Source organism: Pseudoxanthomonas jiangsuensis, assembly GCF_010093185.1.
Classification (GTDB): Bacteria; Pseudomonadota; Gammaproteobacteria; order Xanthomonadales; family Xanthomonadaceae; genus Pseudoxanthomonas; species Pseudoxanthomonas jiangsuensis.
In genome coordinates this window covers 17,099-36,609 of the sequence record NZ_PDWL01000001.1, presented here as the reverse complement: position 1 = coordinate 36,609, position 19,511 = coordinate 17,099, and the positions used below count along the sequence as shown (strand labels likewise).

The following is a 19,511-nucleotide window of genomic DNA, read 5'->3' as shown; positions in this document are numbered from 1 at the left end:
GCGCGGGGCTGAACGACGGCTTGCGCAAGTTCCCCGCCCATGTATTCTTGGGCCACGTTTGGCGACATGAACGCTTCACAGGGGGCATGGATGCCACGTCCGCCCCGCTCGAGCCCTGCCGTTCCCGGCGATATTCCACCGGGAGTGGAGCAGTGCGCACAGAATTGGTTGCGAGCGGGGTCGGTTGTACTTGACGGTCTGGTAAGGCCCGGTTAACGTTCCGATGTAGTTCTGCGGTCGGGGGATCTGGGGAGATGGGGTATTCGTCTTGAAGGGTTCACGGAAGCGACCGGTTGCCAGAGGGCTAGCCCGACGGTACCGGGGATAGCAGGTAACCGGTAAAGAGCTACTTGCAGTAACTAATTAGTTGCCCAAAACCTCAACGGAGTTGATTCATATGACGAAGTTCAACAAGAGCCTGCTGACCGCTGCGGTCGTCGGCGCTCTGGCCCTGCCGGGTCTGGCCTCCGCGGCCAGCCTGGCCTACCCGGCCGGCAAGCAGATCACGTTCGCCAAGGACCTGATCGTCAACGACGGCACCACCATCTACACCTCCGACGAGCTGCGTCTGACCGCTGCCGCTTCGGACGCTGCCCGCATCGCCACTGTTGCTGCCGGCGAGACCGTCACCGTCAAGGTCACCCTGACCAATGGCGCCAAGTTCGACACCACCGCCGATGCCCCGACCTTGGTCGCCGGCTTCATGGAAGGTGCCCAGACCGGTGGCGCCCCGACCGCGCTGGCCGTCGTCGGCACCCCGTACTACTCCACCAGCGGCCAGGAGCTGAACTTCACCTACACCGCTACCGGTGCGGGCGTGATCGGTGGCGCGGGCGCTTACTTCCTCGAACTGAACAGCATGCAGATCACCAACCTGGTGGCCGGCCTGTTCACCGGTTCGAGCGTCGGCGCGGAAATCACTGCGCAGAACTCCGATGGCCAGCAGATCCTGGCTTCGTCGGCCACCATCGCCCTGTCCAAGTGGGGCCTGGCTGTCGACGACGACACCACCCTGGGTGACGTGAACAAGACCATCGACGTCGCTGCCGATCCGCGCAAGACCCTGTTCTCCTCGACCGGCGCCGTTGGTCTGGCTGACAGCGACCTGTTCAACGCGGGCGCGCTGATCGTCGACATCGCCAAGGCCGCTCCGGTCGGCGGCGGTGCCGAGACCTACATCAACAACTACAGCGCCGTGGCTGCCCTGCCGCAGTACAACATCGTCGCTACCGCCGACATCATCGTGACCGTCACCGGTACCGATCTGGAAGCGTTCGACGGCGGCCACGTGTGGCTGGACGCCAGCCCGGCCTGCGCCGGCGCCACCGCGGTGGCCGGTACGGTTGACGGTGCGGTTGCCACCTTCAAGAGCGCTGCTAACCACGCTCTGTGGGCCAACGTCACCAACGCCCCGCCGACCGCCACGACCGCCTACGTGTGCTTCGAGGCCCACGACGACGTCGAGCTGAACGCTCAGGATCTGGCTGGTGCTGTCTCGGTCGATTACAAGCTGCCGACCCAGCGCGTCAACCCGCCGGCCGCTCCGTTCGAGCTGCTGCCGCTGCGCCTGAACGGTTCGACCCTGTACTTCCAGAACGTCAACCCGGGTGACAACCCGACTGCCCAGTCGTTCCTGCGTCTGTCCAACCACAACTCGCAGGTCTGCCCGGTCACCATCGACGCCAAGGATGATGCCGGTCGCCTGAGCGACGTGGTCTCGCTGACCCTGAAGCCGCACGCTTCGGCCCAGCTGAACACCTCGTTCCTGGAGAGCGGTTCCTACCCGACCGGCCTGACCACCGAGACCGGCGCTGCTGGCTCGCTGGGCAACGGCACCGGCAAGTGGTACGTTCGCGTCACCGCCGAGTGCTCGAACTTCACCGCTTCGGCGCTGAACCGCAACAACGACAGCGGCACCGTGACCGACCTGACCGCCGAGAAGGGTGTGGCCAGCCAGTGGTCGACCCCGACCACCAAGGTCAACCCGTAAGGGCGTAAGAGGTCTCTAGCCTGCGGCAACGCAGGTGAAAGCACCGGAAGACGGGTGGCGCAAGCCACCCGTCTTTTTTTGTTGGTCCAGAACAGGGGGCTGTAGTGCGGGCAAAAAAAGAGAGCCCGTATTCGCGGGCCCTCGGAGGGGATGCGCCTCAGCGAGGCGTGGCGTCGGGTGGGCTTCCCACCTTGTCCTCGGCCCTCAACAGCGCCGCCGCATAGGTCTCCGCCTGCTTGAGCCATTGGTCGGCGTAACTGCGGAATGCCGGGGAGTCCTCTTCCGGATGGCAGTTTGCATCCGAAGCGGTGCAACGCACCGCCAGCATCCTCGACGCTTCCTGCTGGATGCCCGTCTTTGCATTGACGATCGAGGTTCCATATCGGAACTCCAGGCCGGACACGGCTTCCTGCAAGGCGGCGCGCTGCCCGGCCACGCTGCTCTTGCCCTTGAACCAGGCCGGACGACCAGGGGCATCCAGCAGCGCTTCGCCACGCAGAGCCCAGGTAACCCGCATCTGCCAGGCGGCATGGCGCACGCCCTCTGCGAGGCTGTTGGCCCGGCCACTCTTGCAGTCCAGCGAGGCCTCGCTGGCGATGGCCTGCTCGGCCGCGGCCTGCGCGTGCCCTGCCGTACCCCCATGGCTGTCGAACCAGGCCAGGCGTTCCTGCGCGGTGGCCTCCATCGCCGCGCGCGCGATCGGTTCCAGCCATTGGCAGCGCTTGTCCAGCGCCAGCATCTGCTGGAGTTCCGCGTACTGGCGCGAGGCCAGCTGCAGCTGCTGCGCCGGATCGGACGCAGCCGGAGCGGCGGCAGGCTGGGACGCCGGAGCTGCCGGGGGCGCGGCGAGCGCCGTGCCGCAGGCCAGGGCGAGCAGGCCCAGGGCGGGAAGAATATGTCGTGGTGATGCGTGGGACATGCGACTTCCTGTGAGGGTCGAACGGGGAGGCAATGATGCCGCAACGCCATGCGGCCGGCACGGTCCCGGTAAATGCGCGCTCAGGCTGGCCCCGGTATCCTTGCCGGCTCAATGACGCCCGCCGACGCCGCCAACGACCCCCTTCCCGCGCTGCGCGTCCGCGACGTCGGCAAGACCTACCGTCTCTGGTCCACGCCGGCCAGCCGCCTGTGGGTGCCGCTGATGTACCGCGCGGCCGGCTGGTTGCGCCCGCTCGGGCCCCTGTCGCGCTGGCTCGGCCGCCATGCCGCCGCACGCGTGCATTACCACCAGGCCTTGGCCGGGGTGGATTTCGAGCTCGGCCGCGGCGAGGCGCTGGGCATCATCGGCCACAACGGCAGCGGCAAGAGCACGCTGCTGCAGATCGTGGCCGGGGTGCTGGAGCCGACTGCCGGCAGCGTCTCGGTCAACGGCCGGGTCGCGGCCTTGCTGGAGCTGGGCTCGGGCTTCAACCCGGAATTAACCGGACGCGAGAACGTGCGGGTCAACGCCGCCATCCTCGGCCTTACGCCGGTCCAGGTCCGGGAGAGGATGGACGATATCGTCGCCTTCGCCGACATCGGCGACTACATCGACGAACCGGTGAAGACCTACAGCTCGGGCATGGCCCTGCGGCTGGCGTTCGCGGTGCAGGTGCATACCGATCCGGACATCCTGATCGTGGACGAAGCCCTGGCGGTGGGCGATGCCGCCTTCCAGGCCAAGGCCATGGCCCGGATCGACGAGATCCTGGCGCGGGGCACCACCCTGCTGTTCGTCGGGCACGACCTGAACGCGGTCAAGGCCTTCTGCCACAGGGCGATGCTGCTGGAGAAGGGGCGCATCGTGCTGCAGGGCCTGCCGGATGAGGTCATCACCGAGTACCTGCATCGTACCCACAGGCGGGCGCTGCAGGCACAGCAGGACAAGCGGGCTTCCGCCCTGGCCAGGATCGATGGCGGTTATGGGCTGGAAGATGCCTGCGTGGTGAATGCCGAGATCAACGGTGCCCGCCATGCGGGGGTAAAGCATGGCGATCGCCTGGAACTGGCCATCGATGTGCGCCGCAATGCTGCCATCGGGCATCCCTGCCTGATCTTCGACGTGCTCGACGGACGCGGCCTGCAGCTGACCGGCCGGCGGGTGGTGCTGCCGGCCGGGGAGGGGGCCGTCCGGGTACGGATCGGCCTGGACGCGTCCTTCCAGCAGGGTGTCTACCGCATCCGTACACGCGTGGTCGATTCGCCCGCACTGGAACGCACCACCGTGCTGGCGCGCCAGGAGGGCTGGCTCTCCTTCGAGGTGGTCGACGACAGCCGCGAGCGCTTCACCGGCCTGTTTCCGGTGCCGATGGATATCCGCGTCGGCGAAGCCACGCCGGACGCGCCCGTGGCCGGGCCGGGCGGCGGCGCATGAATCGCGGTCGGATCCTGTTCCACCGCGACTTCCGGGGCTATACCGGGGGCCACGGCAAGGTCTGGGACTACTTCAACCATGCCCTGGCCCTGGGCTGGGACGCGCGGGTGTACCTGACACCGGAATCCCTGCGCGATCCTTCCAATCCGTGGATGGCCGTGCCTTCCCGGATCGAGCCGGAGTGGCGGCCCGGGACCGCCGATCTGCTGTTCCTGGCGGGAATGGACTGGCAGGCCCTGCCGCGCGTCCTCGATGGTCGCAGCCGGGTGCTGAACCTGGTGCAGGGTCTGCGACACGCCGATCCGGTGCAGCCGCTGCACGCCTTCCTTGACCGTCCTGCCACCAGGATCTGCGTCAGTGGCGCGGTGGCCACCGCGATCACCGCGACCGGTCGGGTCAATGGCAGCGTGCGTATCATCCCCGCCGCGCTGGATCTGGGTGCGGTCATGGCGGCCGCCACCGGGGCGCACGGCGATGCGGTGTTCATCGGGGCCGCAAAGACGCCGCGGCTGGGGAACGAACTCGCGCAGCGATTGCGTGCGCGCGGTCACGCCGTGGAACTGGCCACGGATTGGCTGCCGCGAGGGGAGTATCTGGCGGCGATCGCGGCCGCCGCGGTGGCGGTGCCTTTGCCTGCGGCGGCGGAGGGCTTCTTCCTGCCCGGGCTGGAGGTGATGGCGCTGGGCCGCCCGCTGGTGATGCCCGCCTGCGGCGGCAATGCAGAGTACGCACGCGATGGGATGAACTGCCTGATGCCGGAGGCCGAAGCCGATGCGCTGGTCCAGGCCGTGGAGCGTCTGCTGGCCGGTCCCGGTTTGGCACAGGAACTGGTCGTCGCCGGGCGCGCCACCGCGGCCCGGCACGATCTGCCGGCCGAGCGCGAGGCGTTCGCCTCGCTGATCGGGGAGATCATCCATTGAATGCCGCGCGTCATCTTGCCCTGACCGGGGTCCCGCGTTCGGGCACGACCCTGTGCTGCCACCTGCTGGGCCAGGCGGCCGGGACCGTGGCCCTGTTCGAACCGATGGAGGTGCAGAAGCTGCCGCGCGGGCGCGAAGCCGCTCTGGAGGCGGTCGCGGCGTTCTACGCCCAGTCGCGCGTCTCGCTGGAAGGCGACGGCAGCGCCTGGAGTCAGCAGGTGGACGGTCGCGTGCCCGACAATCCCTTTTCCAGCCAACGCGGCAGCGACGGCCAGCGCCGGCACGAGGCCACCCGCGGGCGCATCCGCTTCGATGCGCCGCTGCCACGCGGCTTCACCCTGGCGATCAAGCACAATGCGGCATTCACCGCGCTCCTGCCGGAGCTGGCCGGGTGCTTCGATACCTGCGCCATCGTCCGCAATCCGCTCGCGGTGCTGGCTTCATGGCACTCCGTGGACCTGCCGGTCTCGCATGGGCGCCTGCCCGCGGGCGAGCACTTCGATCCGGACCTGGCCAGGCGCCTGGATGCGGAAACCGACCGGGTTTCGCGTCAGCTCCTGATCCTGGACTGGCTGTTCGATCGCTATGCGCGCCACCTGCCGCCGTCGCGGGTACTGGCCTACGAGGCAGTTGTCGCCACCGGCGGTGCCTCGCTCGCGGCTGCGTTCGGACTGGAACTCGCGGCCCAACCCCTGGCCGAGCGCAACGCGAGCCGGCTGTACTCGGCGCAGGTGTGCGAGGAACTGGCCCTGCGCCTGCAGAAGGACCGCGGCGCGTGGCGTTCGCTTTATGGCGACAACGACCTGGCCGCGCTGCTGCAGCGGATGCAAGGCGGGGCGCGGTGATGGCCCCGCGGATCGGATTCCTCATTGGCGGGGTACAGAAGGGCGGTACCAGCGCCCTGGCCAGTTTCGTCCGCCAGCACCCGCAGGTCAGGCTGCCGCGCGACAAGGAAGCGCACGTCTTCGATGCACCGTCGTTCGACGATGGCTGGGATGCGCCGGCGGTGGACCTGTGCTACCAGGCCCACTTCGATGCCGATGGCGCGGGCGCCGGCCTGCTCCACGGCGATGCCACGCCGATCTACTGCTTCCATCCGACCCTGGTGCGGCGGATCGCCCGCTACAACCCGGACATGCGCTGGATCATCATCCTGCGCGATCCGGTGGATCGCGCGGTGTCGCACTACCGGATGGAGCGCGCGCGCGGGCATGAAACCTGGCCGCTGTGGCGCGCCGCGCTGCTGGAGCGCTGGCGGCTGGCCGGACACGCTGACGATTTCTCGCTCGACTCGCCGCTGCGCCGGCACAGTTACCTGGCCCGCGGCGACTACGCCCGCCAGCTGGACGTGCTGTTCGCGTCCTTCCCTCGCGCGCAGGTGCTGCTGCTGCGCAATGACGAGCTGGCGGCCAAGCCGGCGCAGGTGCTCGGACAGGTCTGGGATTTCCTCGGGATCCCTCCGCCGGAGGTGGCTCCGGTATTCGGCCGCGTATTCGACGGCGGGCACCGGCCATTGCCGGAGTCGGCGCCAGTCCGCCGCCTGCTCGCGACCTTGCTCCGCGGCCGGATCCGGCGGGCCCGGCTACGGCATGACATCCACTGGTAGGTTGCAGGCGGAAGCCAAGCAAGAGGCGGTTATGACAGCGCAAAACACGGCCCGAGTGATCATCGTCCTGGGCATGCACCGCAGCGGCACCTCGGCGCTGGCGGGGACCTTCGACGCGCTCGGCTTCAGCCTGGGCGACGAGTTGCTGCCGGCCAACGCGCAGGCCAATCCCAAGGGCTATTTCGAACACGCGCAGGTCGTGCAGGTGCACGAGCGCCTGCTGGACGCGCTGGGCATGGATTGGGCCGATCCGCGGCCGTTGCCCGACGGCTGGCTGCGGCACCCGGCTGCGCGCGAAGCGCGGACGCGGGTGCAGGCGCTGGTCGGCGAGTTGACCGCCGACGGCGCGGTGGCGGTGCTCAAGGATCCGCGCATGTGCCGGTTCCTGCCCTTGTGGCTGGAGGTCCTCGACACGATGGGGGTGGCGGCCCACTTCGCCTTCATCGCCCGCCATCCGCTCGAGGTGGCCGCGTCCCTGCGCCGGCGCGACGACATGTCCGGCTACCGCGCCGGGTTGCTGACCCTGGCCCACCAGCTGGAGGCCGAGCGGGCCACGCGCGGCCGCAGCCGGTTGTTCCTGACCTATGAGGACCTGGTGGCCGACTGGCGCGCGCAGCTGTCGCGCTGCTACGCGGCCTTCGATCTGGGTGCCGTGCCGCTGGGCGGGCCCGAGGCGGAGGCGGTCGATGGCTTCCTCGATGCGGGCCTGCGCAACCATCGGGCCGGCGACGAGTACACGCTGGATCCGATGGTCGCCGAGGTCTATGGCGCCGTGCGCGCCGCCGCGGCCGGTGCCGCGCCGGCCGCCGTGGAGCCGGCCTTCGACGCGGTGTGGCCGCGCTTCGAGGCCAGCCGCCGCGACTACGCCGCCTCGGTGGAGGCGGCCCTGAGCGCGCTGGCGATCGACCAGCAGCGGCAGGGCGCGGACGGCCAGGCCCTGGGCCTGGCCTGGAACGCGGTGCCGGTGGACGACGCCCGCCTGTTGTCGCCCCTGCTGTACCTGCGCCGGGCGGATGGCGAATACAGCGAGGGCGCACGCCTGCAGGGGCGGGCGACGGCGCGGCCGGAGGGCGACTACGAGGCGGTATTCGAGGTCGCTGCGGAGCTGCCGCTGGAGCGCCTGCGCTTCGATCCGGACAGCCGCGCCGGCGTCTATGCCGTCGATGCGATCCGGATCGACGGCCGGCCGGTGCCGGACCTGCGCGCGCGTCTGCGGGCGATGCACGAATCGCCGCTGTGCCTGCCGCACGAGGGCATCGGCTGGGTGGCGCAGGGCGATGATCCCTGGGTCGAGTTCGATCTCCAGGGCTTCGGCGATGCGCCCGTGCCGGGCCAGGTCCGCCGGGTGGAGATCCGTTTCCGGCGGCCGACTTCGCATGCGCTGGCCGAAGAGGCGGCCGTGCGCAGGCATGCGCAGCAGGGCGAGCGGATCGAGGCACTGGCGCAGAGGATCGACGGTGTCGACCGGACCGTGGCGGCCGTGCGTGAATCGAATGCCGGCGATTTCCAACGTCTGGAAACGCAGGCGCGGACGATGGAGCGGACGGTCCAGGCCCTGGGCGGAACACTCGCCGCCCTCGGCGGCACGCTTGCTGCCCAAGGGCAGATGATCGAAGCCCTCTCGGCCACCCTTACTGAGCTCAAGCACCGCTCCGACCGGCCGTTCCTCTACCGCCTGCAGCGCAAGCTGGCCGAACGCAGGCAGCGCGGCCAGGCCGCGCGCCAGGGCTGGGCGCTGGCGTTCGAGCCGCTGGCCAACGTTACTGCCGGCGCGTCGGGCTGGACCAGCCGCAACGCCGACCCGCAGCTGTCGGTCCGGCTCGCCGGAATCGCTGCGGGTGCGCCATCCGGTATCCGCGCCGGCTGGCACCTGCTGACCCTGGAGAGCCAGGTGTTCGACGGCCATCTGGGCAATCCCTGCCTGTATCCGGCCTTCGGCCTGGGCACCAGCGAGGAGGACCGGATCGACCTGCCCGAGTTCGACGCCGACGGGCGGATGCAGGCGCTGATCCATCTGCGCGGTCCGGTCGCCGCATTGCGCCTGGATCCCAGCAACCAGGATGCGCACTTCTCGCTGCAGGGCAGCCTGCGGCCGATCGGCCGGCCGGCGGCGCTGCTGCGCATGGCCCGCCATGTGTGGCGCACCCAGGGGGGCACGGCCGGCGAGCGCGCCGGACTGCTCAGGGAGGCGGCCGGGCACCTGTTCTCCGGCGGCCCGAGGCGGATGCGCAAGGCGATCTTCGAGCGCTACGCCGCCCTGCAGCGCTCGGCCGGTTCGGACTACGCGTCGTGGCTGGAGCGGTTCGAACCGCGGATGAGCGACGAGAACGTCGCCCGGCGCCTGGACGCGCTCGCGCGCCGGCCGCTGCTGTCGGTGGTCATGCCGGTCTACCAGGCGCCCGAGCGCTGGCTGCGCCAGGCCCTGGACAGCGTGATCGCGCAGGCCTATCCGGACTGGGAGCTGTGCATCGCCGACGACGCTTCGCCGTCGCCGCACGTGCGCAAGGTGCTGGAGGAGTACCGCCAGCGCGACTCGCGGATCAGGGTGGTCTACCGCGAAAGGAACGGCCATATCTCCGAGTCCTCGAACTCGGCCCTGGAACTGGCCACCGGCGAATTCGCCGTGCTCCTGGACCACGACGACGAACTGCACCCGGAGGCCTTGCTGCTGGTCGCCGAGGCCGTGGTCGCCGACCCCGAGGTGAAGCTGGTCTACAGCGACGAGGACAAGCTGGACGAGAGCGGCAACCGCTACGATCCATACTTCAAGCCGGACTGGAACCACGACCTCCTGCTCGGCCAGAACTGCATCTCGCACCTGGGCGTGTATTCGCTGCCGCTGCTGCGCGAGGTGGGCGGCTTCCGCAAGGGCTACGAAGGCTCGCAGGACTGGGACCTGGCCCTGCGCTGCGCGGAGAAGCTGCGGCCGGAGCAGATCCACCACATCCCGCGCGTGCTCTACCACTGGCGCGCGATCCAGGGCTCGACCGCGCTGGGCGTGGACCAGAAGAGCTACACCGTGATCGCCGCGCAGAAGGCGGTGCAGTCGCACCTGGACCGCACTGGCGTGGACGCGCAGGTGGAGTTCGGCCCGATGAACGTGCTGCGCGTGCGCCGCGCGCTGCCCTCGCCACTGCCGATGGTCAGCCTGGTCATTCCCACCCGCGACCACGTCGGCCTTTTGCGGATGTGCGTGGAGAGCATCCTGGCGCGCAGCACCTACGGCAACTACGAAATCCTGGTGGTGGACAACGGCTCGGTCGAGCCGGAGACCCTGGCCTACTTCGCGGAACTGGCCGGCAAGCCGAACGTACGCGTCCTGCCGTACCCGCATCCGTTCAACTACTCGGCGATCAACAACTTCGCCGTGGCCCAGGCGCGCGGCGAGATCATCGGCCTGGTCAACAACGACATCGAGGTGATCACTCCGGGCTGGATGGAGGAGATGGTGGCGCAGGCCCTGCGCCCGGAGATCGGCGCGGTCGGGGCGATGCTCTACTACCCGGACGACACCATCCAGCATGCCGGCGTGCTGGTCGGCGTGGGCGGGGTGGCCGCGCACATCGGCAGCCGCCAGCCGCGCGGCAGCAGCGGCTACTTCAGCCGCCAGCTGATCGCCCAGCAGCTCTCGGCGGTGACCGCCGCCTGCCTGCTGGTGCGCCGGCAGGTGTACGAGGAGGTCGGCGGGCTGGACGAGCGGTTGAAGGTCGCCTTCAACGACATCGACTTCTGCCTGCGCCTGGTCGAGCGCGGCTACCGCAACCTGTGGACGCCGGACGCCGAGCTGTACCACCACGAGTCGGCCTCGCGCGGGCTGGAGGACAACCCGGAGAAGCTGGCCCGGTTCATGTCCGAGATCCGGCACATGCAGCAGCGCTGGGGCGCGGCCCTGGCGCGCGACCCGGCGTACAACCCGAACCTGTCGCTGGAAGGCACGCCGTTCACGCTGGCCTGGTCGCGCGCGCGCGCGCCGTCCGTCGCAGGGCCATGAGATGCGCCGCGCAGACCTGCCGGCGTCCATCCAGGAGCCTGCGGTGAGGTGTCCGGTCCGGGTGGCGATCGCCCTGGCCTGCCTGTTCCTGCTGGCGTCCTGCATCGACCATGACGCCGCCGGGCAGGCGACGGCGCGTCCGCCCGCGGGTGCGGTAGCGGCCGTGGCCTATGCGGCTCCGGCCGATCCGCTGCCGGCCGGGGGCGCCTGCGCGGTCGATGCGGTCGCCGGGGTGGCGGCCGATGGCGCCGTGGTGCGTGCCTCGTCATCGGCCAGCTTCGGCGGCTGGGTCGCCGATGCACGCGGGCGGGTGCCGGCCGACGCCCGGCTGGTGCTCGTCGGCGAGGGGCCAAGCTATGCCCTTGCGATCACCGCCGGCGGCAGCCGTCCGGACGTGGCCGAGGCCCTGGGTAATCCCGCGCTGGGGTCGTCCGGCTTCAACCTCGATGCCTATCTTGCCGGTGTCGTCCCGGGCCGTTACCGGCTGTCGGTGGTGTACCCGGGCCACATGCCGACGGTCTGCGCGCTGGACGCCACCATCACGGTGCAGTAGTCGCGCCGGCCTCTTGGCCCTGGCAGGGCACGATGTCGCAGCGCACGAGCAGCTTCCGGATGGTGGGATCATCGAGCAGGTGCTGCAGCCGGACCGGATCGGGATAGGGGATCTGGAAGTGGCCGGCCTGCAGGCAGGCCGGCGCCCCGCTGTCGAGGTAGCAGGCGACGTTGCGGGCCTGGATCACGCTGTGGGCGTGGCGGTCGCGCATCGCGGCCAGGTCGCCGGGCAGGCGTATCGCCTGGGCGCAGGCATACACCGTGAAGAACGCGGCGCACAACGCCAGCGCGGCCGCGCGCACCTTCGCGGGTTTCTCCATCGCTTCGGCGAGCAGGCGCAACGCGAACCAGGCATTGGCGACCAGGCCCGGAATGAGCGCATCGGTGTAGCGCGAGGGCACTTCCATCAACCCGTTGCCGCGGCTGTAGCCGATCGCCAGCGCCTGCAGCAGCGACCAGGCCAGGCAGGCGAGCATGAACAGGTCCGAGGTCGCGGCCCTGCGCCGCACCAGGATCAGGACGATGCCGGCCACTCCGGGGGCCCACAGCACGAATGGTGCCCAGTGCCGCACCTTGAGCGGCCATCCGAGCACGTGGTTGATCGCATCCAGCAGCCAGGCGGCATCCTGGGCGCGCAGCCCCTGGTGGCCGGGAACGACCGGGGTGGTCGCATAGGCGATGGCGGCACCGGCCACGAGCGCGACGGCCAGCGCGAGCGCGCGGACCGGATGTTCGCGCGGCAGCAGCCACAGCCGCAGCAGGTACAGGCCGGCGCAGGCCAGCAGCGCCAGCAGCCCGGATGCGCTGGTCAGGCAGGCCAGCACGGCCAGCACGAACATGGCGATGTTGGCTGCGAGGCCCCACGGGCGTGTCGCCGCCAGCGCCATCGCGCCCAAAGCGGCCAGCAGCAGGAAGTAGAACTGGCTCTGGAAGCCGACCAGGAAGTTCTCCCAGGAAAACGGCAGCACGGATACGGACAGGACCATCACGGCCATCGCGATCCTCAACCAGGATTGGCGCGTTGCCAGCGCGAACCGGAACATCAGCGCCGGGACCAAGGCGAACAGGAAAACGTTGACCTGTGCTTCCAGATGGTTGTCCCAGTGGCCGACGGTCCCGAACACGGCCAGGCCCAGCAGCCGGGTCGGCAGGATGCGGTGCTCGTTGTGCGCGCTCCACAGGTCGGACAGGGACAGGGTGCCTTCCACCCAGGGCTTGAACAGGTGGGCGGCGCCGGCGTCCCACTCGTCCCAGAACGGGACCGTGCCGCCGTAGCGGTCCACGTATTGCCAGCGGACCGCGCACACCACCAGGTACAGCGCCAGGCACGCGAGCCAGGTTCCATGTGCCCGCGTGGTCGCAGTGCGGTTCATGGGATGCGGGTCCTGAAGGTGAACCGGCGATGCCCCAGGTAGCTGGTGATCACCGGCACCGCCACGCCGACCGCATGGGCCAGGGTCTCGGGGTGGAACTCCATGCCGATGGCGGGGAACAGCACGCGCGCCAGTAGCAGGCTGATGAGCAGGGTCTGCAGTACCGCGGCCAAGTTGATGGCGATGAACCACGACACCTGGCTGCCGAGGGTGTTCTCGACCTGGGTGAACACGAACGCGCGGTTGAGCACGAACGCGGTGAGCATGCCGATCAGGTAGGCGACGACGATCGCGGCCTCGTACGGCAACCAGAGGCTCAGCAGGATCCGCGAGCCGAAGTTGGCCGCGGCGGCAGTGCCACCGGCAAGGATGAACTTGACGAGCTGGACATGAATCATGGCGTCGGGAACGTGCGCAGCGAGGGCTGGTCCACCGTCAGCGCGTATCCTGCCGCGCCGGGATCGGGATGACCCAAGGCGTGGGGTGGGTGGGGATGTCGACCTTTTCGCCACGGTCGAGTGCGGGCGCGTAGGTCCGCCACTGCTTGTCCTCCAACGGTGCGCGGCGCAGGTACCCGGGGTGGTTGAGGGCGACGAAGCCGATGGCGGCCAGGGAGATGGCCAGCACCTGCGATCGCGAACGGAACAACCCCTGCAACAGCATGGCGACCGCGGTCCAGAAGAACAGCTTGAATACGAACACGTAGCGGTCGGAAACGGCGACCTCCAGCGGGATGCCCATCTTCGCCATTCCGGCCGCGACCTGCAGCACGCCCAGCCCCGCCATGGCCAGCAGCAGGAAACGATCGTCCGCTAGGGAATCGTGGCGCGCCTGGCGCAGGAGGGCCACCAGCATGGCCGCCAGCAGCAGCAGGAACATCAACGTAGGCAGCACGACCGAACCGAACGTGTGGGCCTGGAGCACGTCGCCGATGCCCTTCGCCACGTCCCGCACCCCCATGGCGGTCGATCCCGGGATGCGGTGGACGAGGTACACCCGTACCTGTGCGCATGCGCCGATCGCCAGCATGAGCAGGCGCCAGCGATCCAGCCCGCGCAGCCAGGCACGCAGGCGTGCGGTGGGCAGCCACGCGCCGGGCAACAGGCTCAGGCCCACCGCCGCGGCCAACACCAGGAGCAGCAGCACCGAGAACGGTCCGGTGAGCGAGGCGACCAGGACCAGTGCGAGCATGGCTGGCGTGCGCAAGGGGCCGCGCGGCCCGGCGGGCGCGAAGCAGGCGCCGAGCAGGAACAGCTGCAGGAACCACTGCAGGTTGGTCAGGGTGCCGAAGATCTCGCCATTGGTCAGCGACAGCAGCACGGCGAGGAGGAACACGATTCCCGGTACCCGGTCGTGCAGGCGGGTGCACAGGAATGCGAGCGAGGCCGCACCCCCGGCGATGGCGGCGGCGTTGTAGGCGAGGGGCACGAGCCAGGCCGGGAGCGGCGCCGCCAGCTGGGCGACCAGCCGCGGCGCCAGGTGCAGGTAGGCCACCATCTGTTCGAACAGGCTGCCCAGGCCCATGGTGCGCTGCTGCAGGAAGAAGATGATCCCGTCCTCGGCCCAGAACTGCGGGTTGGACAGCGCGTCCGGAGCCTTCAGCACCAGCACGCCCAGGGCGATGCCGAACCAGGGCAGGAACGCGCGGGAATCATTGAAGCCGTTCTGGCGGCGGATGTCGGTCGTCACCCCGGGCGGCCCTCAGCGCTCGAGCACGATCGAGGCGTAGCGCGGGTCGGTATAGCTCTCCCGGATCGCATCCTCGAACGGTGTCTGGCGCACGCCGAACACCTGCTCGGTGTCCACGCCCTTGAAGTCGTCGCCGGCCGACAGCGCCTTGAGCTGGTCGGCGGTGAACGGCGGTTTGCGGCTGAACAGCGCATAGGTCCGCAGCAGGGCGGCGAACAGTCCGATCGGGATGTGCACGATCAGGGTGCGCAGCCGCTTCACCCGCTTGATCGTGCGGATGATGTCCACGTAGTCGACCCGGGTGTCGCCGACGATGTCGTAGACCTGCCCGTCCGGCTGGCGCTCGATGCAGCGGACGATGCAGCGGCAGAAGTCGCGCTCGTACAGCGGCTGGCGCATGAACCGGCCATCGCCCGGGATCGGGAACACGGGAGTGCGGGCCATGAACCGCGACAGCCAACCCAGGTGCTTGGGATCGAACCAGCCGAACATCAGGGTCGGCCGCAGCACGCAGTGGGCCAGCCCGCTTTCGACGACCATGCGTTCCTGCTCGCGCTTGGTCCGGGTGTAGTCGTCGTCGGCCACCGAGTTGACCACCGACGAGCTGATGTGGACCAGCCAGGGCACCGAGGCCGCCTTGCACGCATCGAGCACGTGGCCGGTGGCGACCAGATTGTTGCGCACGAACGGCTCGGAGGTCTTGCCGGTGATCTGGGCGTGGAGCAGGGCCACGCAGCCGGCGCCGGCGAACTCGCCGGCCCAGTCGCCGGGCTCGGCCAGGTCCGCGTGCACGGTGCGCACCTGCGGGTGCAGCTGCTTGAGGATGGCGAGGTTGCGGGCGTGCTTGTCGATGGCCACGAGGTTGCCGTAGCCCTGCTGCAACAGTTCGACGACCAGGTTCTGGCCGACCAGCCCGGCCGCGCCGGTGATGACGATCTTGTCCTGCTTGCCTGGCATGCTCGGGTCCGGAGGATGTGGCGGTGGTCGCGATCAGCCGCGCGACGGGGCGAGCGCCTCGGCGGCCAGGCGCCTGCCCACCTCGACGCTCTCGGAGATGGAGCGGTCCTCGGGATAGTAATAGGCGGTATCGGCCATGAAGAAGCCTTCCACCGGCGTGCGCATCGGCGGCAGCATGTCCTGGAACCCGGGTGGGCAGATGGTCTGGGCGAACTCGTAGCGGTGGCAGTGGCTGGCCAGCACCCAGTCCGGGCGGAAGGCCGGGTTGAGCCGCGGCAGGTAGCCGATCACCTCGTCGATCAGCTGCTGGTTGGAATGCGCCCACTTCGGATGGGTCTTGGGCATGTAGAAGGGCGCGTACAGGATCTTCTGGCCCGGATCCCGGCCCGGGTTGAGGTTGCTGTACTCGATCACGCCCGGGATGCCGATGCCCGGGTCGCTGATGTTCATCCAGAAATTCTCGCTGACCGCGTGCTTCAGCTTCAGGATCACGCAGGCCACGGGGATGTTCTCGATTGCCGCGATCCGGGCGCGGAAATCCGCCGGCAGGCCCGGGACCATACCCGGCACATACTGGATCGGGGCGGTGGAGAGCACGCCGTCGCAGGCCTGGAACCGGTCCTGCACGCGGATGCCGGTGACCTTGCCGCCTTCGGAGACGACCTCGTCGATGCCCTGCGACAGGTGGATGCGGCCGCCGCGCTCGACGATGTCCTGCGCCATCCGGTCCAGCAGGACCATCGAGCCGCCCTGCAGGTAGCCCAGGCTTTCGTGCATCAGGCTGCGCCGCGACAGGGCGATGCGCTTGATCCGGGTGCCGATCCAGCTCGCCGAGAGGTTGTCCTTGTACTCGAAGAACTTCAGGCGGAAAGCCTCGCGCCACATCACGTCGTAGGCCTTGTCGCCGATCCAGCGGCGGATCCAGGCGCCGGCTTCTTCCTTGTCCAGCGCGCTCCAGTCCTGGATGCCCTTGGTGTACATCACGTGCAGGGCGTAGCGCAGTTTGTCGATCGGGCCCAGGTGCGGGAATGCCAGCAGCGCGAACGGCGAGCCCCACTTGTACAGCTTGCCGCCGTAGTAATAGCCCATCCTGGTGTCGGTCCACTTCAGCCGGTCGCCCAGGCCGTAGCGGTCCAGCAAAGCGAACAGCGGATCGTCGGTCTTGCAGACGAAGTGGTAGTAGCGCTCGATCGACAGGCCGTCGAAGTCGAACGCGGCCGACATGCCGCCGATGCGGTCGTCGCGCTCGTAGATGTCGACCTGGTGGCCGGCGTCTAGCAGGTGCACCGCGGCGGCCAGGCCCATCGGGCCGGCGCCGACGATGGCATAGCGCAGGGAGGTGCTGGATTCCATGTCGTCGGGGTGTCCTCGGGCGGGGCTCGGCCGCCGGCCGGCTATGGTAGCGGAGGCGGCCGGCATGAAGCCTTCCCGCAGCTGTCTGCCGGAGGGGCTTACTCCTGCTTGCGCGGAGCGAAGGTCCAGTACTTGTAGAGCAGGAAGCTGGTGACGGCCAGGGTGGACAGCGCGGCCACGTGGGCCAGGGTCTCGCTCACGGTTTCCGGCAGCGACAGACGGCCCTTCAGCAGCCCGGCCAGCACGCTGCTGATCGCGATCGTCTGCAGCAGGCCGATCACGTTGACGATGTAGAACTTGGCGATCTCGACGTGGTAGCGCTTGCCGGTGGCCTTGAATACCAGGAACCGGTTGAGCAGGTAGGCGGTCAGGGTGCTGAGGACGTAGGCGGCCACGATCGAGGGCACGTAGTCCATGAACAGCCCGAACAGGAGCCTGAGCACGATCCCGACCGCCGACGCGGTCCCGCCCGAGAACAGGAACAGCAGGTAGCGCCGGGAGAGGAAGTCGCCGATCAGGTTCATGCGGCAGGTCCGTGGCTGTTCATCGGGATGGCGGATGCAGTGCGATCGCGCCGGGGCAGGCGGCCGGCTCGTAGAACAGCCGGATGCCCGGGCTGTGATAGGGCTGCAGGGTACTCACGGGCAGGTCGTCGAAGTCCGAGGCGATCCTGTCGTACACGCGGAAGGTGGCCGGCAGGTGGCGATAGTAGCGCCGGGACCAGTCGTCGTTGTACGCGATCCCGGCATGCAGCACGCATTCGCTGGACGTGGGTGGATACTTCTGCTGGAAGACTTGTTCGAATCGCAGCGTTTCGGTCCGCACCGCGCCCAGTGCGTGCGCCGCCCAGCGCTGCCGGCCTTCGACTTCCGCGGCCTTGGCGGCCAGGTCGTCCTCGCGGAAATGCCCGGAAAGCCGGTCGGTCACTCCCAGCGGCGCGGCCAGCCCGAGCACGAAAAACGCTCCCAGGGCGCCGCCGAGCACGAGCGCCGGTCCAGCCGCAAGCCGCGTCTGTAGCCAGTGCCGCAGGTTGGCCATGCCGACCACCGACAGCATGACGAAGGCCGGCAGGTACGGGCTGAAGTTGCGCTCGAAGAACGCGTTCTGCATCACGAACGCGAGCAGGGTCAGACCCAGGATCGCGCCGTAGGCGGCCTTGCCCGGCGAGAACGCCTGGCGGAAGTAGCCCAGCCCGTGCAGCAGGATCAGCGGCAGTCCCAGGGTGGCGAAGTAGTAGCCGGCGATCAGGGTCAGCTGCTTGCCCATGCCAGGCTCGATAAAGCCGTGCGGCGGATGGCCGCCGCCGTACTGGCGGTTGAGCGCTTCGATCCCGGCCAGGTAGCCGGGCAGGTCGGCGACGATCGCCGGTGCGCCGGCGCAGAACCCGGCGATGAAGCCGGCCAGCGAGATCGCGCCGGCGGCGGCCAGCAGGCGCAGCCGCTCCGCGCGCCCGGGCCGGGCCAGGACCGCCGGCAAGGCCGCGCCGACGCAGAACAGGGTGCAGATTGCGTAGGTGAACTTGATCGTGGACAGCAGGCCGGCGACCAGCCCGATCGCGGCCAGCAGGACCATCCGCCAGGCGGCGCCGCGCGGCCTCAGGGTGGCCAGGGCGAAGCAGGCGGTGAACAGCAGCGTGCTCAACGATTCCAGGCGCACGTAGTGGGCATCCTGGTAGAGCTGCGGGACCACGGCGATGGCGGCGGTGCCCAGCACTGCGTGAACGATCCCGGCATGCCGGGCCAGCAGGAGCAGGCACAATGCCAGGGTGGCGGCCGCGCACCAGCGCGAGATGTCGAGCAGGCGGTCGCGCAGGTCCTCGTCGCTGGCGAACGCCTCCGGCGCGGTCGCCCGGATCGCCAGGTAGGACAGCAGGATGTAGCCGGAGAAGTTGTAGCGGTATTCGTGGAAGTACCCGGGGATGTCGGCGCGGGCGAAATCGGTGTTGAGGTCGTCGTGGGCATGCATGGCCTGCATGACCTTGATCGGGATCTCCTGGTCGGGATGGATCCAGTCCTCGGCGGCGTCGTTGCGGTACCAGGCGTCGCCCAGCAGCAGGGCGGCGGCGGCCAGGCCGGCGATGGCCAGTGCGCGGCCGCCGCGCCAGAGCACGCCAGGGGCTCCGGCGGGATACGGCTGGCGGCGCGAAGGCGAAGCCGCCAGCAGGCAGAACGCGGCCGCCGCGGCCAGCCAGAGGATCGCGTCCAGGCGTTCGATCGCCAGTGGCGGGGCGATGGCCGCCAGTCCCAGTCCGCCCCATTGCGCATGGCCTTCGCCGGCATCGACCAGTTCGACCTCGAGCGGGACCGAACGCCAGGCCTCGGGAATGGCGACCTCGGCCGGGGTCCAGGTCTCCGCCGCGCGCTGGACGATCGCCAGCGGAGGTGCGCCCTCGCGCCGCACATGCGCGCGCACGGCTTCGCCGTCGAGGTAGCCGGCCACGACCAGCCGATGGCGGTCCAGCGTGCCTGCGGGCAGGTACAGGGACATCCGTCCGGTGGCGGCATCGCCGCCGGCGCAGAAGCTGATCGCGGCATGCCGCACGGCCGCGTCGGCTTCCAGGTACGGAGAGGTCGTCGGCGCGCATCCGCCAGCCAGTGCGGGCGTGCCGGTACGCGGCGACGGCGCCTGCGCGAGCAGCGCGCAGGCCAGGGCGAGGAAGACCAGGCCGGCGACGAAGACCACCATCCGCAGCCCGGATTCGACCGACTGTGCGCCGGTCCATGGACG

At 69.4% G+C, this 19,511-nt stretch carries 15 protein-coding genes; 7 read left to right on the top strand and 8 right to left on the bottom strand.

The window, feature by feature from the left end:
- The first annotated feature begins 397 nt into the window (after positions 1-397).
- A complete protein-coding gene (locus CSC62_RS00150) occupies positions 398-1,990 on the top strand; it encodes a hypothetical protein (protein WP_162404136.1) in 1,593 nt (530 codons plus the stop codon).
- Positions 1,991-2,147: 157 nt separating this feature from the next.
- Here CSC62_RS00150 and CSC62_RS00145 read toward each other — a convergent pair whose 3' ends face one another.
- Complete coding sequence (locus CSC62_RS00145) at positions 2,148-2,909, bottom strand: hypothetical protein (RefSeq protein ID WP_162404135.1); 762 nt, start codon at positions 2,907-2,909, stop codon at positions 2,148-2,150.
- A gap of 111 nt (positions 2,910-3,020) precedes the next feature.
- Between CSC62_RS00145 and CSC62_RS00140 the strand changes: the two genes are divergently transcribed.
- From CSC62_RS00140 to CSC62_RS00115, 6 genes are all read left to right on the top strand, one after another.
- Positions 3,021-4,343, top strand: coding sequence for an ABC transporter ATP-binding protein (locus CSC62_RS00140; RefSeq protein WP_162404134.1), 1,323 nt, complete (start codon positions 3,021-3,023; stop codon positions 4,341-4,343).
- A 107-nt stretch (positions 4,344-4,450) separates the two neighbouring features.
- Positions 4,451-5,263: a glycosyltransferase gene (locus CSC62_RS00135; protein ID WP_162404133.1), complete on the top strand. Its 813-nt coding sequence runs from the start codon at positions 4,451-4,453 to the stop codon at positions 5,261-5,263.
- Positions 5,260-6,108 carry a hypothetical protein gene (locus CSC62_RS00130; protein WP_162404132.1) on the top strand — a complete coding sequence of 283 codons (849 nt, stop codon included), beginning with the start codon at positions 5,260-5,262 and terminating at the stop codon, positions 6,106-6,108. Before CSC62_RS00135 ends, CSC62_RS00130 begins: the two co-directional genes overlap by 4 nt.
- The gene (locus CSC62_RS00125) at positions 6,108-6,869 is read left to right on the top strand and encodes a sulfotransferase family protein (protein ID WP_162404131.1); all 762 of its coding nucleotides are present in this window, start codon (positions 6,108-6,110) and stop codon (positions 6,867-6,869) included. Before CSC62_RS00130 ends, CSC62_RS00125 begins: the two co-directional genes overlap by 1 nt.
- Positions 6,870-6,900: 31 nt before the next feature.
- Positions 6,901-10,860 (top strand): glycosyltransferase, encoded by a 3,960-nt coding sequence (locus CSC62_RS00120; protein ID WP_162404130.1) that lies wholly within the window; start codon positions 6,901-6,903, stop codon positions 10,858-10,860.
- Between the two features lie 43 nt (positions 10,861-10,903).
- A complete protein-coding gene (locus tag CSC62_RS00115; protein WP_162404129.1) occupies positions 10,904-11,413 on the top strand; it encodes a hypothetical protein in 510 nt (169 codons plus the stop codon).
- On the opposite strand, the gene CSC62_RS00110 is transcribed toward CSC62_RS00115, so the two are convergent.
- From CSC62_RS00110 to CSC62_RS00080, 7 genes are all read right to left on the bottom strand, one after another.
- On the bottom strand, positions 11,400-12,785 hold the full coding sequence (locus tag CSC62_RS00110) for a hypothetical protein (protein ID WP_162404128.1): 1,386 nt from the start codon (positions 12,783-12,785) through the stop codon (positions 11,400-11,402). The genes CSC62_RS00115 and CSC62_RS00110 overlap by 14 nt on opposite strands.
- Positions 12,782-13,183: a GtrA family protein gene (locus tag CSC62_RS00105; protein WP_162404127.1), complete on the bottom strand. Its 402-nt coding sequence runs from the start codon at positions 13,181-13,183 to the stop codon at positions 12,782-12,784. The genes CSC62_RS00110 and CSC62_RS00105 overlap by 4 nt, the downstream gene beginning before the upstream one ends.
- Positions 13,184-13,220: 37 nt before the next feature.
- Positions 13,221-14,474 carry a hypothetical protein gene (locus tag CSC62_RS00100; protein WP_162404126.1) on the bottom strand — a complete coding sequence of 418 codons (1,254 nt, stop codon included), beginning with the start codon at positions 14,472-14,474 and terminating at the stop codon, positions 13,221-13,223.
- A 12-nt stretch (positions 14,475-14,486) separates the two neighbouring features.
- Positions 14,487-15,431, bottom strand: coding sequence for an NAD-dependent epimerase/dehydratase family protein (locus CSC62_RS00095; RefSeq protein WP_162404125.1), 945 nt, complete (start codon positions 15,429-15,431; stop codon positions 14,487-14,489).
- Between the two features lie 33 nt (positions 15,432-15,464).
- Positions 15,465-16,784 carry an NAD(P)/FAD-dependent oxidoreductase gene (locus CSC62_RS00090; RefSeq protein ID WP_162404124.1) on the bottom strand — a complete coding sequence of 440 codons (1,320 nt, stop codon included), beginning with the start codon at positions 16,782-16,784 and terminating at the stop codon, positions 15,465-15,467.
- Positions 16,785-16,882: 98 nt separating this feature from the next.
- On the bottom strand, positions 16,883-17,308 hold the full coding sequence (locus CSC62_RS00085) for a GtrA family protein (RefSeq protein ID WP_162404123.1): 426 nt from the start codon (positions 17,306-17,308) through the stop codon (positions 16,883-16,885).
- A gap of 19 nt (positions 17,309-17,327) precedes the next feature.
- Positions 17,328-19,469 (bottom strand): DUF418 domain-containing protein, encoded by a 2,142-nt coding sequence (locus CSC62_RS00080; RefSeq protein ID WP_162404122.1) that lies wholly within the window; start codon positions 19,467-19,469, stop codon positions 17,328-17,330.
- Positions 19,470-19,511 lie beyond the last annotated feature (42 nt).